Here is a 15,833-nt window from a genome sequence, read left to right as displayed (position 1 = left end):
AAGCATAAGTGGGACCTGGGCTGGCGTTATTCGGCGGCGCGGAGGGCGTCGAGGGGATTATCTCGGAGGATGCGATCGAAATAGGCGACGGTGCTGATCAGGCCATCGTGCAGGCTGGTCGCGGGTCGCCACCCGAGCAGGCGTTCGGCCTTCGAAATGTCGGGTCTGCGGCGCTGTGGATCGTCGGCCGGAAGCGGCAAACGCACGACCGGAGAGCGCGAGCCGGTCAGCTCGAGAATCAGAGCTGCAAGCTCCTCCATCGAACACTCGGCCGGATTGCCGAGGTTGACGGGGCCTTCCTCCGTCGGGCTTGCCATCAATGCGGTCAGACCGCAAATGAGATCATCGACATAACAGAAGGACCGCGTCTGCTTGCCGTCACCGTAAACGGTGAGGGGCGTCCCGCACAGTGCCTGGACGATGAAGTTTGACACGACGCGCCCGTCATCGGGGCGCATGCGCGGTCCGTATGTGTTGAAGATGCGGGCAATCCGCAGCGTCACACCGCGCGTACGGGCAAAGTCGGTGAGGAGCGTCTCGGCGAAGCGCTTGCCTTCGTCGTAGCAAGATCGCGGTCCGGCCGGGTTGACGTTGCCCCGGTAATGTTCCGGTTGCGGATGGATCTCCGGATCGCCGTAAACCTCCGAGGTCGAGGCATGAAACAGTCGGGCGCCGTCGCGCTCGGCCCTGCGCACAACGTTGAGCACGCCCACACTGTTGACGAGCGCCGTCGAGACGGGGTCGGCCTGATAGTGCACGGGCGACGCTGCGCAGGCGAGATTATAGATCTCGGCAAAGGGGGGAAGTGTATCGGGGATGCCGTCGATTATGTCGTGGCGGAGCAGGGTCAGGCGCTCTTGCGCATGCAGTCCGGCGAGGTTCGACGCCTGGCCCGTCAGGAAGTTGTCGAGGCAGAAGACGTGGGCTCCGCGGGCGTGGAGCACATCGGCCAGGTGCGACCCGAGAAATCCGGCACCGCCGGTGATGAGGACATTTCGACCGTGCACTGGGCAGGGACGATCATCCCCGGCAAGCGATTCCCGTACCAACGCCAACTCCGTGGGGATCGGCCAGGATCCCGTTTCGCTTCGATGCGCGTCGACGCTGAAGCCGACACTGCCCGGAGCCTACTTGGCTCCATAATCTGTTTTGGAGACTTTTTCTCGCCGGTCAACGGCTGTCGAGCGTCCTTTATTGGGCGCGTCGGAACGGCTGGCACACCTTTCCGAACATGGAACTAGGCATATAGGTATATGCCTAAGAAACGAAGCGACGGCGAGATGATTGTTCGTGTGGCTGACTACTGTCGCCGAACTGCAAATGTTGAGTTTCGCAAGGTGCGGACAAGCACAAGGCCCGCCGGCGGGAGCGCGCCGACGGGCCTTGCCGCTCGGTGCCGCCGACGTGGAAGGCGACACCTTTAGGTTTCTGATCAGTCGTCTTCGAAATAGCCCTGTTCGGCGCCGCGGTGGCAGGCGGCGCAGTTCGAGATCGAGCCGATCTTGGGGTTCGACTTAGCCCGGGCGATGAGTTTGGACCCGTGCTCACGCGTGAACCACGGCAGCTCGGAGATGCGCAGCGGGGTCTGGTCGGCCTTCAGTCCGCGCATCGCCCTGCCACCTGCATCCGCCGCGTTGGCGACCAGATAGTCCTCGATTTCCTTGCGGACAGGTTCGTCGAGGCTTGCGTCCTCGCCGAAGTGGTTGGACAGGTTGCCCATCAGCGCCTGCCAGGAGCGCTGCGGCAGCAGCCCCGGCGGATAGGCCATGTGGCAGGCGGAACATTCGGCCTTCACCGTCTCGTTGGCCACGGCGCGTATGCCGCCTTCGCCACCCTCGTCGTCATCGGCGAGAGCGGGGGCGAGGAGGGCGGTACCCGAAAAGGCGGCGGCGAGAAGCGCCAGTTTGAAGCCGGATCTAAAAAGTGTCGTCATCGGAGGTCTCCGGTCAGAGGCTGGAAAGATAGGCGATGATGTTGCCCTTTTCCTCGGCGGTGCATTCGCGCCCGAGGACGGAGGTGCAGTTGCGGCGGAACCATTTTTCGACCTTGGTGGCGTCGGTGAAACGGCTCGGATTGGCCGATACGGCCATCGGCTCGATTGGCTTTCCGACGCGCGACTTGCCCGGCTGGCGCGGATCGGTGGTGTGGCAGGTCGTGCAGGACGGGGTATCCGGCTTGCCCCCGGTGTGGTTCGCCTGGAACAGCGTCTTGCCGGCCTCAGCCGAGAAGGAGGTGACGCCTGCGGCGGTCGCATAGTCCTTCAGGATCGCGTCACGCGCCTGGTCGGCGTTCGCGGGCGCAGCCGCAAGCAGGCCGAGGCCGCACAGCAGGAGCATCGCTTTCTTCTTCATTTCAAGTCCTCCTTCGGGATGTTGATATTGGCGGGATAGAAGGCGCCGCTCTCGGCGTCGCGGTGGCAGGCGGCACAGTTCGCCTTGCTACTCACGGCCTTTGCCGAAAAGACGGTGTCCGGAATTTCGCCGTGCATGCGCTTCCAGAACGGTGCCGCCGTGAGGTCATAGGGCGACGCCGGATCGAGACGGCGGAAGGCGTTGGCCGGCTTGGTGTCGGCAGTTTCGGCGGCATTCGCGGTCAGGAATGCCGTGATCGTCGTCGCCGTTTCGGGATCGAGGCTCGCATCCTCGCCGAAGTGGTCGTCGAGGTTTTCCATCAATGCCTGCCAGCTCGCCGCCGGCAGCAGGCTCGGATGATAGGCCATATGGCAGGCAGTGCATTCCTGCCGGTAGACAGGATCGAGTTGCGCCACGGGCATGCCGGACGGAGGGATGGCTGCGAGCGAAAGCCCGAGCGGCACGGACGCGCCGAACAGAACGAGTATCGTGACGAAGGCCACCAGCGGCCGGGCGGCAATCGGCCTTTCCTGGTGCATGCCGGGCTCCAGCCGCTTGCGGCCCGTCACCATCGCCCGGGTCAGGTTCTCGCCCGTGCGCCAGCTTTCAAAGAGCGCGCCGGCGATGTGAAGGCCGACAAGGCCGAGCAGCGCGAGGGCGAGCAGTTCGTGGATCTCGCGCGCCGAAAATCCAGTCGCGAAGGAGAAGAGGGCGCCGCCCGGCCCCTTCTTGAAGACGCCACCGAAGACGATCGTCCCGGATATGACGAGCCCGGCGATCACCGCGACGAGCGCGAGGATCATCAGGGCACCGAGCGGGTTATGACCGAGATGGGGGCTGGCGGTTCCCGATTTCAGTTCGCGGACATGGGAGAGCACCGTGTCTGGTGCCGGCAGGAACGTCGAGAAGCGCGCATAGGTGCTGCCGGCGAAGCCCCAGACGATACGGATGACGAGGAGGGCGGCGAGTGCCGCGCCCGCCCAGACATGCACATCGATCCAGCGTCCGCCGAGAACGAAGCCGGTGATGGCGGCGACCGCGACGAGGGCGACCTGCGCCCAGTGATAGGCGCGGACCGGCAGGTCCCAGACGGTTATGCGGGGGTCCCTTGGTGGTACTTGCTCGGGCATCTTGTCTCCCTCGGAATCTGCTCTTCCTCGGGAAAGCTAGAGGTGCTTCCTGACAACCACCTGAACGCCCGTCGTTCGGAATTGATAAAGCGCAAGTCAATCAAAAGGTTATGTGCCGGCTGATCGACCGCACCCGGGGATCGGGCGCCGGTCTGCGGCCGGAGAACATGACCGACTTGTAATGTCGCCGGCCTTGGAAATGTGCCGTGCGCGGCTAATTGTAGGGACCGGAGGAGGGCGATTTGCCGTTCCCTTCCGGTTCGCTCCGCACTAAAAGCCATTCTGTAAATCTATCGGGAGTCTCCCATGCAAGGCCTGCTCCGCTTCGCTGCCGTTTCGGTGCTTTCGCTCGCTCTGCTGTCGCCGGTTTCTGTTTCTGCCCAGGAGGCGACCAAGGTCCTGCCGCGCTCGCAGGCCGAGATGCAGCTTTCCTTTGCGCCGCTCGTGCGCGAGACCCATGGCGCGGTCGTCAACGTCTATGCGGAGCGCATGGTCCAGCGACGCATGTCGCCCTTCGCCGGCGATCCGTTCTTCGAACAGTTCTTCGGCCAGCGCATGCCGAACCGCACAGAAAAGCAGACCTCGCTCGGCTCGGGCGTCATCGTCGATTCCAAGGGGATCGTCGTCACCAACAACCACGTCATCGGCGGTGCCGACGAGATCAAGGTCGCGCTCGCCGACGGGCGTGAGTTCCCCTGCAAGGTGGTGTTGAAGGACGATCGTCTCGATCTCGCCGTGCTGAAGATCGATGCCCGTGAGCCGCTGCCGGCCCTGAAGATCGGCAATTCGGACGCGATCGAGGTCGGTGATCTGGTGCTTGCGATCGGTAACCCCTTCGGCGTCGGCCAGACGGTGACGAGCGGTATCGTGTCGGGGCTTGCCCGCAATCAGGTGACGGAAGGCGATTTCGGCTTCTTCATCCAGACCGATGCGGCGATCAATCCCGGCAATTCCGGCGGTGCGCTGATGAACATGAATGGCGAACTGATCGGCATCAACACGGCGATTTTCTCCAAGGGCGGCGGGTCGAACGGCGTCGGCTTCGCGATCCCCGCCAATCTCGTCAAGGTCTTTCTCGCCGCTGCCGAACGGGGTGACGTCAGTTTCGAACGTCCCTATATCGGCGCCTCCTTCGATGCCGTGACCTCGGATGTCGCCGAAGCGCTCGGGCTCGACAGGCCACGCGGCGCGCTGGTCGTTCGCGTTGTCGAGGACGGACCGGCTGCGAAGGCGGGTCTGCGCCCCGGCCAGGTGGTGACCGCCGTCAACGGTGTTCCGGTCGAGCATCCCGATGCACTCGGCTACCGGCTGACGACCGCGGGTCTCGGGACGTCGGTAACCCTGGCCGTCAAGGAGAACGGTTCGGAAAAAGAGATCACCCTGCCGCTTGCGGCCGCGCCGGAAACCCGCCCGCGCGACGAGAGGGTGATCGGCGGTCACAGCCCGTTCGCCGGCGCTACCGTCGCCAATCTGTCGCCGAGACTCGCCTACGAACTGCACATGCCGACGGAGGTCACCGGCGTCGTCATCACCGCCATCGACGGCAGCTCCATCGCCGCACGGCTCGGCTTCCAGCCCCACGACATCATTGTCGCCGTCAATGGTACCAACATCACGTCGAGCGCCGACATGGAGGCGCTGGCCGCCACCGACCCCGGCATCTGGCGGGTCGAAATCGAGCGCGATGGCGAACGCATCAGGCAATTGTTCCGATGAGCGACGATCTCTTTGCACCGCAGGTTCCCGACGCCGTCGCTTCGAAGCGGCCGCTCGCCGATCGGCTGCGCCCGACCTCGCTTGCCGAGGTGACCGGGCAGGAGCACCTGACCGGCGAGGATGGCGTGCTGCGCCGTATGATCGACAGCGGTTCGCTAGGTTCGATGATCTTCTGGGGACCGCCCGGCACCGGCAAGACCACCGTCGCCCGGCTGCTTTCCGGCGAGGCGGGCCTTGCCTTCGAGCAGATCTCGGCGATCTTTTCCGGTGTCGCGGACCTCAAGAAGGTCTTCGACGCTGCGCGGACGCGGCGGATGAACGGACGCCAGACGCTGCTCTTCGTCGACGAAATCCATCGTTTCAACCGTGCCCAGCAGGACAGCTTCCTGCCGGTCATGGAGGACGGAACGATCATCCTCGTCGGTGCAACGACGGAGAACCCCTCGTTCGAGCTCAACGCCGCACTTCTTTCCCGCGCTCGGGTCTTGACCTTCAAGCCCCATGACGAGGAAAGCCTCGAGACGCTCCTCACGCGTGCTGAGGCGGTGGAAGGCAAACCTCTGCCGCTCGATGCCGACGCGAGGGCGAGCCTCATCCGCATGGCGGACGGCGACGGCAGGGCCGCGCTGACGCTCGCGGAGGAAGTCTGGCGTGCCGCCCGCAAGGACGAAGTGTTCGACACGGAGGGCCTGACCCGGATCGTCCAGCGGCGCGCGCCGGTCTACGACAAGGGCCAGGACGGTCATTACAACCTGATCTCCGCGCTCCACAAGTCGGTGCGCGGGTCGGACCCCGATGCCGCACTCTACTATCTCTGCCGGATGTTCGACGCCGGCGAGGACCCACTCTATCTCGGCCGGCGGCTGGTCCGCATGGCCGTCGAGGATATCGGTCTTGCCGATCCGCAGGCACTCGTGATCTGCAATGCCGCGAAGGATGCTTACGACTACCTGGGCTCGCCGGAGGGGGAACTGGCGCTCGCCGAGGCCTGCGTCTATCTCGCCACCGCGCCGAAGTCGAACGCCGTCTACACCGCCTACAAGTCGGCGATGCGGGCGGCCAAGGAGAACGGCTCGCTGCTGCCGCCGAAGCACATCCTGAATGCGCCGACCAAGCTCATGAAGGGTGAAGGTTACGGTGAGGGATACCGCTACGACCACGACGAGCCTGACGCCTTTTCAGGCCAGGACTATTTTCCGGAGAAGATGGGCCGCAAGACCTTCTATGATCCACCGGAACGCGGCTTCGAACGGGAAATCCGCAAGCGCCTCGACTGGTGGGCCAAGCTTCGCCGCGAGCGTGGTGGCGCCTGACGGCCTTTACGACGCCTTCTGCTGGCGTTGTTGCCGGGAGGGCGAAGCGATCATTCGGACGGAGGAGTCGGCCAGCCCGTGATGGCCCTCCATGTCGACGATCAGATGCCAGTGCGCGGCTTCCGGAATGGTCAGCCGGATCGGCGACTTCTTGGCGACCCCTCCGACATATTTGAAGTCCAGGGTTTCCTTGAAGCGCTGGAAATTCGTCGCCGTCATCAGCCGCACATTGTTCACGGCGTTCAGCGTCACCTCGATAATCGCACCGGCCGGTTGCTCGTTGAGGTCGTAGTGGGTGAAGCGGAAGTTTGGGTTCGGCATGCAAGTCTCGCGTCAGTCTCTGCTTTGAGGACGCACTCTAAAGCCCGCCGGTTAAGGATTGGTGGCCTGGCTGGCAGAGGTCTCTGCCGTCGCGATCCGGAACCATCGGTCGCCGCCCGGCGTTGAACCGGTGCATGTAGTCAGAAAGGCCCTGTGGGCCGGGGAGGCGATCATGAAAACCGATCTGTTCATCACCGTGATGGTCGCGATGATGGTAAACGCCGTGCTGTTCGGCATCGGTGCCGTCACGGTTCTTTCGATTCCGGCCCTGAACGAACAGGCGAAATACCTGTTGCCGGCCGTGATCGTGCTCGCGTTCGCGCTGACGCCGTTCGTTTCGCGCGCCATCGCACCGCACCTGCGCATCCGCAACTGGTATAACTGGCGGGAAAACAGGTACAACGCGTGAGAACGATTGTGTGTGGGGCGGGCGATCCGTCTGCCCCCTGCAGTCAGGAAAAACGCTTCCTCAGGAAGAACTGGCCGCGAGCACCGTCGCCGCCTTCGAGCTCTCCGAAGACCGTGTAGCCGAGCTTCTCGTAGAAGGGCCGCGCCTGGAAATCATAGGTGTCCAGCCAGACTCCGACGAAACCGCGGCGGCGCGCGATTTCTTCCGCTTCCTTCATCAACCGGCTGCCGAGACCCAGCCCGCGGAGGTTCTCCGGCACCACCAGATACTTGATGAAACCCCAGCCGTAGCTCTCTTCTCCGTAGAGACCGCCGATCACCGCTCCGGTTTCCGGATCGCGCAGCAGTACGGCGAAATCGGCTCCGCGAACGCGCCCGGTCTGCGCCTGGTTGTACGTGCGCAGCACGGCAAGTACCGCGTCACGGTCTTCGGGCGGCGTGTCGCTCACGACGACATCGATAATGGGGCTTTGCATGGGAGAACTCACTTCGGGGAGGGTAAGCCGGTGACGGGAATCACCGACACGATCATAGCCGCGCATAGGGTCGCGCGGGAAGGCCGTAACACGAAGCCTGGTTGGCCTTGACTATATATTCGCATGTGCTTCTATTCGTAAGCATTTGGTTTCTCAGTGATGGATTTGAAGCTCTCACCACTCGTCCAGCGGATCCCGCTGTACATGCGGGAGTTGCGCAGGAAGCAAATCTCTCGCATCATTCTCTTTTCGGAGGTCGCCATTTGCTTGAGCATGCGGGACTGTCCGGAGAACGCGCGATGGTAAAGGCTGCCCTCGGCTTTGTGGTCCGGCCGGTCGGTGTTCTGCTCGCTGGAGCGATCTATTCCGTCCTTGTGCGCTATTTCGACACCCGCTGGACCTTCTTGCCCTACACCATCGCGACGACGGGGAGCATGGCCGCACTCTTCTTCCTGCTGACGCGGCGATACGTGTTTTCCCTTTATGCCGCCGGCACGATCATCATGCTGGCGACGCTCGTTTCGCTCTTGAAGTTCCGGCACAATGGGCTGGCGCTTCATGTCTACGATTTCGTGTTCACGGGCACCGATTGGTCGCTCTTCGGTTTCCTGCTTTCGAATTATACGGTGATCATCGTTTCGGCGCTGCTGATCGGTGGTGCAGCGATTGCTTTTCTCGCAGCACTCTATCGCTTCGAGCGGCCGCAGCGCTTGCCGCTCTCCATCCGGCTTGCGGGGATCGGCGTCTTCGTCGGTGCGGCCTACATTGCGCACCCTGCACGCAACTCGCAGGAGGCGGAATTTCTGCCGTATGTGGCGGGCTACAACGCTTCGGCACTGCCGCTGTCGCTGTGGAACCTGCCGGACCTCTTCGGACGCCTGCCGCTTGCCGAGCAGATCGACCTCGTGCACATCGAGGCGCCGTTCAGGGATGCCGTCGATTGCGGACCGGAACGAAAGAAGCCGGATGTCTTTCTGGTCCTGGCCGAGAGCCAGGTGCCGCCGACCGCCTTCCCGGAACTCGGGATGTCTCCACAGCTTGCCGCGAGCTTCCGGTCGGGCGACGGGGTCATAAAACCCTTCTTCGCCGAGACGCTCGGCGCCGGCACATGGATGACGAATTTCTCAGTTCTGACCGGACTCTCCACCGCCGATTTCACATGGCAGGGAGCCTATGTCACGCAACTGCTCGAAAACAAGATCAAGGGTGCGCTGCCGGACGTTCTTTCCCGTTGCGGCTACCGCACCGTGGCCGTCATTCCGCTCAAGTATCACGCGCTGAACGAAGGGCCGTTTCTGAAGTCGACCGGCTTCCAGGAGGTCTACGACTCCGACCGCACCGGCCTTGAACCGATGAAGGTGCGCGACAGGGCATACTATGCTTTCATCGAGGACCTGATCGCCAGGCATCGCAAGGAGGACGGCCGGCCGCTCTTCATCAATCTGCAGACCATGTTCAGCCACGCACCCTACGAAGAAGTGCTGTTGCCGGAGACCGGGGATCCGGTGGTCGGACGCTCGTCCGACCCCGAAACCAACGAATACATGCGCCGCCTGGGCATCGCCCGAAGGGATCTGGAAGGCTTCCGCGCATGGCTGACGGAAGAGCCGGGGCCCCGGGGTAGCGTTCTCGCCGAATTCGGTGACCACCAATCGGTAGCAACCCGGGAGCTCGTGCTTGCACGTCGTCCGGACCGCGCAATTCTGGCCGACTTGCGTTCCGCGATCTATGAAACCTATTATGCGATCCGCGGATACGGTGCCGAGGTGGACTACAGCCTGCTTGAGCAGGCGGAGGATGCGCCGTTCCTGCCGGCGAGGCTGGTCGCCGCGGCGAGGCTGCCGACCTCTCCGGTCTTCGAGGATCTCGTCGGGTTGAGCGACGCCTGCCTTGGGCGCTTCCATGTCTGCGCGGATCGTGCTCTTGTCGACCGTCACCTCAAGAGGCGGATTGCGGCAGGGATGCTGGAGGTGGAGTGACCGCCGCATCCTCAGCGATCTGTCGCAAGCACCAGCGGGCATAGGCCGGGCCGAACAGTGATTCCGCGAGCCGGCTGAGACGCGTGTCCGGATCGTCATAGTCGATGAAGACGCGAAGATAAGACCTGCCCGCGGCGGGCGAGACGTCGAAACCCATGCGGTAGGCACCGATCACCAGAAGGCGAGGGCGCCCACGCGTCTCCCAGACCTTCCGGGATGGCCGTTGATGCCCGGTCACCACCTCGTCGACGGCAAGGTCGACGAAGGCGAAACGTCCTTCCATCCGGGTCGTCGAGCAGATCGAACACCTGTTCGGGCGGTGCCGCGACGTCGACGTCGACGACGTCCGAATGGGCGTAGTTCATGCCTCCCTCCGTTCGCGCCTGTGTTTGCCGGACCTCACAGCCGCGCGCTTCGCAGCCGCAGCGCATTGGTGATGACGCTGACGGAAGAGAGTGCCATCGCCGCCGCCGCTATGACCGGCGACAGCAGGAGACCGAAGACGGGATAGAGCACGCCCGCTGCCACCGGTACGCCGAGCGCGTTGTAGATGAAGGCGAAGAAGAGGTTCTGGCGGATGTTGCGCATGGTCGCGCGGCTCAGTTGCCTCGCCCGCACGATGCCTTCCAGGTCGCCCTTGACGAGGGTGACGCCGGCGCTCTCGATCGCGACGTCGGTTCCAGTCCCCATGGCGATGCCGACATCCGCGGCGGCGAGAGCGGGCGCGTCGTTGACGCCGTCGCCGGCCATCGCCACGGCGCGGCCCTCCTTGCGCAGGCGCGCGACGATCTCGCTCTTGTGTTCGGGCAGAACCTCGGTCTCAACCTCGGAAATGCCGAGCTTGCGAGCGACGGCGTTAGCGGTGGTGCGGTTGTCGCCGGTGAGCATCACCACGCGCACGCCTTCCGCAAGGAGCGCGCTGACGGCCGACGGGGTCGTCGGCTTGATCGGATCGGCGATGGCGAAGAGACCGGCCAGACGGCCGTCGACGGCGGTGAAGATCACCGTCGCGCCTTCGCCGCGCAGATCCTCCGCCTTTTCGTTAAGCGCCGAAATATCGATCTTCTCGTCCGCCATGATCCGGTGGCTGCCGATGATCAGCCGGTGCCCGTCGACGGTACCCGTTACGCCGCGACCAACGGGGCTGTCGAAGTCCCGCGCATCGGCGAGCGCGACCTTGCGGACTTCGGCGGCGTTCACCACCGCGGCCGCCAGAGGGTGTTCGCTCGAACGCTCGAGGCTTGCCGCAAGTCGCAGCAGTTCGCTCTCGTCGGCCCCGGGAACGGTGGCGATGGCAACGACTTCCGGCCGGCCGGCGGTCAGCGTGCCGGTCTTGTCGACGACGAGCGTGTCGATCTTTTCCATCCGCTCCAGCGCCTCGGCATTCTTGATCAGCACGCCCATGCCGGCGCCACGCCCGACGCCGACCATGATCGACATCGGCGTCGCAAGCCCCAGCGCGCAGGGGCAGGCGATGATGAGGACGGCGACCGCCGCGACGAGGCCGTGGGCGAAACGCGGCTCGGGCCCGACCACCATCCAGGTGGCAAAGGCGACAAGTGCCACGAGGATGACGATCGGCACGAACCAGCCCGAAACGTCGTTGGCGAGCCGCTGGATCGGCGCCCGCGAACGCTGCGCTTCCGCCACCATGTGGACGATCTGCGAGAGCACCGTATCGCGTCCGACGCGACGGGCTTCCATGACGAAGCCGCCGGTGCGGTTGATCGTGCCGCCGATCAGCCTGGCGCCGACCTCCTTGGTGACCGGCATCGACTCGCCGGTGATCATGGATTCGTCGACGGAACTGCGGCCTTCGAGGAGCTCGCCGTCGACCGGAACCTTCTCGCCCGGACGGACGCGCAGCCGATCTCCGACCGCCACGATGTCGAGCGGCACGTCCTCGTCGGTCCCGTCGCTGCGCACCCGCCGGGCGGTCTTCGGCGCGAGATCGAGAAGCGCGCGGATCGCGCCGCCCGTCTGCTCGCGCGCCCGCAATTCGAGCACCTGCCCGAGCAGAACCAGGACGGTGATCACCGCCGCCGCCTCGAAATAGACATCGACCGCGCCGTCGCCGGAGCGGAAGGTGGCGGGGAAGGCCGACGGGGCGACAGTCGCAACGACGCTGTAGATCCACGCCGCGCCCGTGCCCATGGCGATCAGCGTGAACATGTTGAGGTGGCGCGAGACGAGCGAGGCCCAGCCGCGCTCGAAAAAGGGATAGCCGGCCCAGAGAACGACCGGCGTCGCCAGCACCAGTTGGATCCAGGAGCCTGTCGTCGGCGGGATGAGCATGTGCAGGTCGAAGAGGTGCTGTCCCATTTCCAGCAGCACGACCGGCAGCGTCAGGGCAAGTCCGATCCAGAAGCGCCGCTGCATGTCGAGGAGTTCCGGGCTCGGCCCCGTCTCCAGCGTCGCCGTCTCCGGTTCCAGCGCCATGCCGCAGATCGGGCAGTTGCCGGGTCCGAGCTGGCGGATCTGCGGATGCATGGGGCAGGTGTAGACGGTTCCGCCCTTGCCGGAGGCAACCGGTGCCGGCGGTGCCGATCCGCCCGTCTCATGAGCGTGATGAGTAGAATGGCCGGCCGGCTTGTGGTCATGACCGTGATGGTGGTGATGATGTTGTTCTTCAGCCACGATTGCCTCCTCGCGTTAACGGTCGGGACACGGGCGAGGCTACACCTCGCCCGTGCATTCTATCAGGCATTGTCGTAGGCGACGAAGGCCATCATGCCCGAGGCCATGTGGTAGAGATGATGGCAGTGGAAGGGCCAGCGTCCGGCATTCTCGGCGTCGAACTCCAGCGTGACCTCGGCCATCGGCGGCAGCAGCACCGTATCACGAACCGCACCGGCGATCGCGACGCCGTTGACCGCCGTCACCTGGAAGTGGTGACCGTGCAGGTGCATGGGATGCGCCATCATCGACATGTTCTGGACGACGAAGCGGATGCGCTCACCGGTGCCGACGGAAAGTGCATCACCGCCGGCGATCGACCAGGTGTAGCTCGCCATGTCACCGCCGAGCACCATGTGGTAGCTGCGGGCGGGCGTTCGCCTGTCGAGCGGCGTTACGGCCCGGAGCCGCTGTTCGAGACCCAGATCGAGCACGGGGCCGGTTTCCTCGCCGTCCCCGGCGAGCTTTCCGATCGAGGCTCCGGCACTCGCGAGCACGATGCCGGTCCGTTTCGTCGAGCCTTCACGCAGGGCAAGTACCGGGAAGGCGCCACCCTCGCTGGGAAGCTCGACGACGATGTCGAGCCGCTGGCCCATGGAGGCCGGGAAGCGCGTGCCGGCGATCGGCTGCACCGGCTGGCCGTCGACCGCGACAAGGCGGCCGAGAACCTCGCCGGTGTCGATGGTAAAGGCGGTTGCGGTGGCACCGTTGATGATCCTCAGCCGCACTCGTCCGCCTTTCTCGACCTGCACGACTTTCGGATCGTCGAGTGTCCGGTCGTTGGCGAGATAAGCGTCGTATTCGATGTCGTTGAGATCCATGCCGGCCATTCCGCCCATGCCGCCCATGGCCATGCTCTGATGACCGCCCATCGCACCGCCACCCATGGAACCGCCCATGTCGTGGCCCATGTGGCCCATGCCGGACATTCCGCCCATCGACATTCCGCCCATATGGGCGGCGCCGTGGCCGTTACCGCCCTTCAGCTCTTCGAGGAGTTCTTCGGGCGACCGGAACGAGAAGTCATGGAGTAGGATGACCACCTCCTGCTCGTCGCTTGACGCTTCGTCCGGCCGCCGCACGATCAGCGGGGCGGCGAGCAGGTTCTGCTCCTGCAGCGTATGGGCGTGCATCCAGTGGGTGCCGCCCGCACCGACGGGGAAGGTGTAGCGGCGGGTTTCCTGAGGCGCCAGAAGGGCGGCCGGATTGTCCGGCACGCCGTCCATGGCCCAGGGCGGGGTGAGCCCGTGCCAGTGGATGAGCGTCGGCTCGGCGGTTTCGTTGGCGAGCAGCACGTCGAAGTCGCTTCCCGCATCAAGGGTCAGGCCGGAGGTGCCGTCCGGCTGGACGAGCCCGAACACCTTGGCCGGCTTGCCGTTGACGTCGAGCACACGGCTGGTGACGGCAAGGCGCTTTGCCGGTGTTTCGGCGGCGCGTGCGCTGGTTGAACGGAAGAAAGGGGCGAACCCGGCCGCGGCGGTGCCGAGGGCGAGGGTCTTCAAGAATTGACGGCGATACACGATCTTTTCTCCTGATCGTTGCGTCGGCGTGGCCGACAGCAGTTTCATCCATGCATGTGGGGACATGCCGCCGTTGGAACGCGGCTGGCGGATCGATCAGGCGAGGGGTCGGGGCGGTTCGAAATCCGGCGGCGGTTCGCTGCCGGAAAGGCCGAACTGGCGTTCGGGATAGGCAAGGTGGAGGAAGGCGACCGCATGGGGAGCGGCCGCGGCAGGACCAGCCGCCGAAACGCAGAGCGGGCAGGCCGTCGTGCAGCAGGGAACGGCTGCCGCTTTCGCAGCCGTGCTGTCGTCGGATTTCGTATGGTGGTGCTGATGATGGGCGCCGTCGGTCGCGACGGTCACGACACTGCCGCAGTTCACCTGGTGCGCGCTGGCGCCGGGCGCACCGGCAAAGGCAAGCGCGGCCGCAACGACCAGCACCAGCCAAGCCATTCTCCCGAAATCGCGCAATCGCCGCATCAGGCCAGGTCTCCGCGAAGAACGATGCATCGGATCGAACGCGACGCCTTTATCACTCGCGTTTCATCTAGGGCGCATTTGCGGCATTCTCAAGGGGAGACGCCCGGCCGGTGTCAGCGGCCGCCGCAAACAGCGCCCGCAGATGCGCGGCGATCGCATAGGCCTCCTCGAGCGGCACCGGCGGCGGCGGCTTGGGCGAGGGGTTCTGGTGATAGCGGGTGTCGGCGATGGTATAGTGCTTCCACTGCCGCGGTGTGTCGTAGCGCGGGATGGCATGCACATGAAGCTGCGGCCACTCGTTGCCGAGTTGCGTATAGTTGAAGCGCGCCGACTGGAACGCGGCCCCGACGACGCGCTCATAGCGCTGCAGGACACGCCGAAGATCGCCATATTCCTCGTCGCTGCAGGTGGCGAGCGAGGTATCCGAGACGCGCTTTGCGATGACGAGGCAGCGTCCGAGATAGCTCTGGTTGAAATGAAGGCGCGTCAGCCAGTGCTCGCTCTCGCAGACGTCCATGCGCGAGAAATCGACGTCTTTCATGTGGATGTCGAAGGAAGGAGACATGGTCGGCCCTGCCGTGGAACGGAAACCCGATGTTCCTGCGATTCGTGCGGAGGTTGCAAGGCTGCGTGCGGCCGCAGCCGCGGTTGGTTGCACCATTGTAAGGTCGGGCGCACGGCCCTCTCCTGTCTGAAGGAAAGGGGAAGGCGCGCGCCGGGCTCAGCGCGAATCGAGGATCGCGTTCAGTTCGTCGATCTGGGCGGATGTCAGCGTCAGGCCGAAGCCTGCTTCCAGCTGGTCGACCGCGGCGTCGAGAGCGGCCGTCCGGGTGGCCGGATCGGTAAGTTCGAAGGCTGCGACGCGGGCTTCCTGATAGGTCGCCACCTTGCCGACCCCCTCACCAACAAAATCTGCGACTTAGCTGACGCTATGACCGCGCTCTTGTAACCTCTCCCACAGGGGGGAGAGGCGGCGTCGACCTGGCTAGACGGATTTCTCCACGAGAGCGACAGCTTCTTCGTCGTATCCAAAGCCGGGGCCTGCAAGTCCTGACTTTGATGCTTTCTGTGCTTGCGGACATGTGCGAGTCTTTATGTCCAGAAAGCCAAAAACGACGAAAGCCCAGGGATACCCCTGGGCTTTATAATTTTACCAACCGATCTCGTCGGTGTAGGATGACACGGACTTTGCCACACATTAACCAACGAAACCCATTGAAATCATTGGCGTAAAAGACATAGAAGTTGTCATTGTTTTTGTGCGCCAGTGTCACAGCACGGTTGATTGATCTACCGTTCTATCCGCCGCAGGCGGGACCCGACCCGCGAATGGTTAGGTAGCAAATGCCACCAAGCCAGACCGGACCGTATGAATGCCGGCTGGCGCCCATAAGAGACGTTCGCGTCAAGTCGATGAGTAACCGCTTCGGGCCCGGAGAACGAACCCGCTGCGCGGGAGGGTGTCCGCGGCTGAGGTAGCG

At 64.3% G+C, this 15,833-nt stretch carries 16 protein-coding genes; 4 read left to right on the top strand and 12 right to left on the bottom strand.

Annotated elements, in window-relative coordinates:
- Window positions 1-26 precede the first annotated feature (26 nt).
- From ACM6UT_RS21925 to ACM6UT_RS21910, 4 genes are all read right to left on the bottom strand, one after another.
- Window positions 27-1,049 (bottom strand): UDP-glucuronic acid decarboxylase family protein, encoded by a 1,023-nt coding sequence (locus tag ACM6UT_RS21925; protein ID WP_416799449.1) that lies wholly within the window; start codon window positions 1,047-1,049, stop codon window positions 27-29.
- A 383-nt stretch (window positions 1,050-1,432) separates the two neighbouring features.
- The gene (locus ACM6UT_RS21920; protein WP_416799448.1) at window positions 1,433-1,933 is read right to left on the bottom strand and encodes a diheme cytochrome c; all 501 of its coding nucleotides are present in this window, start codon (window positions 1,931-1,933) and stop codon (window positions 1,433-1,435) included.
- A 13-nt stretch (window positions 1,934-1,946) separates the two neighbouring features.
- Complete coding sequence (locus ACM6UT_RS21915) at window positions 1,947-2,351, bottom strand: DUF1924 domain-containing protein (protein WP_416799447.1); 405 nt, start codon at window positions 2,349-2,351, stop codon at window positions 1,947-1,949.
- Complete coding sequence (locus ACM6UT_RS21910; RefSeq protein WP_416799446.1) at window positions 2,348-3,481, bottom strand: cytochrome b/b6 domain-containing protein; 1,134 nt, start codon at window positions 3,479-3,481, stop codon at window positions 2,348-2,350. Before ACM6UT_RS21910 ends, ACM6UT_RS21915 begins: the two co-directional genes overlap by 4 nt.
- Window positions 3,482-3,787: 306 nt before the next feature.
- Here ACM6UT_RS21910 and ACM6UT_RS21905 point away from each other — a divergent pair, with 306 nt between their 5' ends.
- A complete protein-coding gene (locus ACM6UT_RS21905) occupies window positions 3,788-5,197 on the top strand; it encodes a DegQ family serine endoprotease (protein WP_416799445.1) in 1,410 nt (469 codons plus the stop codon).
- A complete protein-coding gene (locus tag ACM6UT_RS21900; protein WP_416799444.1) occupies window positions 5,194-6,510 on the top strand; it encodes a replication-associated recombination protein A in 1,317 nt (438 codons plus the stop codon). Before ACM6UT_RS21905 ends, ACM6UT_RS21900 begins: the two co-directional genes overlap by 4 nt.
- A gap of 6 nt (window positions 6,511-6,516) precedes the next feature.
- Here ACM6UT_RS21900 and ACM6UT_RS21895 read toward each other — a convergent pair whose 3' ends face one another.
- Window positions 6,517-6,831, bottom strand: a complete 315-nt coding sequence (locus tag ACM6UT_RS21895) for a DUF1883 domain-containing protein (RefSeq protein ID WP_416799443.1) — start codon at window positions 6,829-6,831, stop codon at window positions 6,517-6,519.
- Between the two features lie 172 nt (window positions 6,832-7,003).
- Here ACM6UT_RS21895 and ACM6UT_RS21890 point away from each other — a divergent pair, with 172 nt between their 5' ends.
- Entirely contained in the window at window positions 7,004-7,240 is a 237-nt protein-coding gene (locus tag ACM6UT_RS21890; RefSeq protein ID WP_416799442.1) for a hypothetical protein, read from the top strand.
- Window positions 7,241-7,283: 43 nt separating this feature from the next.
- Here ACM6UT_RS21890 and ACM6UT_RS21885 read toward each other — a convergent pair whose 3' ends face one another.
- On the bottom strand, window positions 7,284-7,715 hold the full coding sequence (locus ACM6UT_RS21885) for a GNAT family N-acetyltransferase (RefSeq protein ID WP_416799441.1): 432 nt from the start codon (window positions 7,713-7,715) through the stop codon (window positions 7,284-7,286).
- 299 nt (window positions 7,716-8,014) lie between these two features.
- Between ACM6UT_RS21885 and ACM6UT_RS21880 the strand changes: the two genes are divergently transcribed.
- Entirely contained in the window at window positions 8,015-9,694 is a 1,680-nt protein-coding gene (locus ACM6UT_RS21880; RefSeq protein WP_416799440.1) for a sulfatase-like hydrolase/transferase, read from the top strand.
- Here ACM6UT_RS21880 and ACM6UT_RS21875 read toward each other — a convergent pair.
- The 6 genes from ACM6UT_RS21875 to ACM6UT_RS21850 form a co-directional block, all read right to left on the bottom strand.
- The gene (locus ACM6UT_RS21875) at window positions 9,654-9,977 is read right to left on the bottom strand and encodes a polyketide cyclase (protein WP_416799439.1); all 324 of its coding nucleotides are present in this window, start codon (window positions 9,975-9,977) and stop codon (window positions 9,654-9,656) included. The genes ACM6UT_RS21880 and ACM6UT_RS21875 overlap by 41 nt on opposite strands.
- A gap of 116 nt (window positions 9,978-10,093) precedes the next feature.
- A complete protein-coding gene (locus tag ACM6UT_RS21870) occupies window positions 10,094-12,331 on the bottom strand; it encodes a copper-transporting P-type ATPase (RefSeq protein ID WP_416799438.1) in 2,238 nt (745 codons plus the stop codon).
- Window positions 12,332-12,393: 62 nt separating this feature from the next.
- Window positions 12,394-13,890, bottom strand: a complete 1,497-nt coding sequence (locus tag ACM6UT_RS21865; protein ID WP_416799437.1) for a multicopper oxidase family protein — start codon at window positions 13,888-13,890, stop codon at window positions 12,394-12,396.
- 96 nt (window positions 13,891-13,986) lie between these two features.
- On the bottom strand, window positions 13,987-14,352 hold the full coding sequence (locus ACM6UT_RS21860; protein WP_416799436.1) for a hypothetical protein: 366 nt from the start codon (window positions 14,350-14,352) through the stop codon (window positions 13,987-13,989).
- A 67-nt stretch (window positions 14,353-14,419) separates the two neighbouring features.
- Window positions 14,420-14,893, bottom strand: coding sequence for an HIT family protein (locus ACM6UT_RS21855; protein WP_416799435.1), 474 nt, complete (start codon window positions 14,891-14,893; stop codon window positions 14,420-14,422).
- A gap of 180 nt (window positions 14,894-15,073) precedes the next feature.
- On the bottom strand, window positions 15,074-15,238 hold the full coding sequence (locus ACM6UT_RS21850; RefSeq protein WP_416799434.1) for a hypothetical protein: 165 nt from the start codon (window positions 15,236-15,238) through the stop codon (window positions 15,074-15,076).
- Between the last annotated feature and the right edge of the window lie 595 nt (window positions 15,239-15,833).

Origin of the sequence: Ciceribacter azotifigens (genome assembly GCF_048159625.1) — a bacterium.
In the GTDB taxonomy this organism is placed as follows: domain Bacteria; phylum Pseudomonadota; class Alphaproteobacteria; order Rhizobiales; family Rhizobiaceae; genus Allorhizobium; species Allorhizobium azotifigens.
Note: the sequence above shows the minus strand (reverse complement) of the source record. Positions and strands in the feature narration are given on the sequence as shown.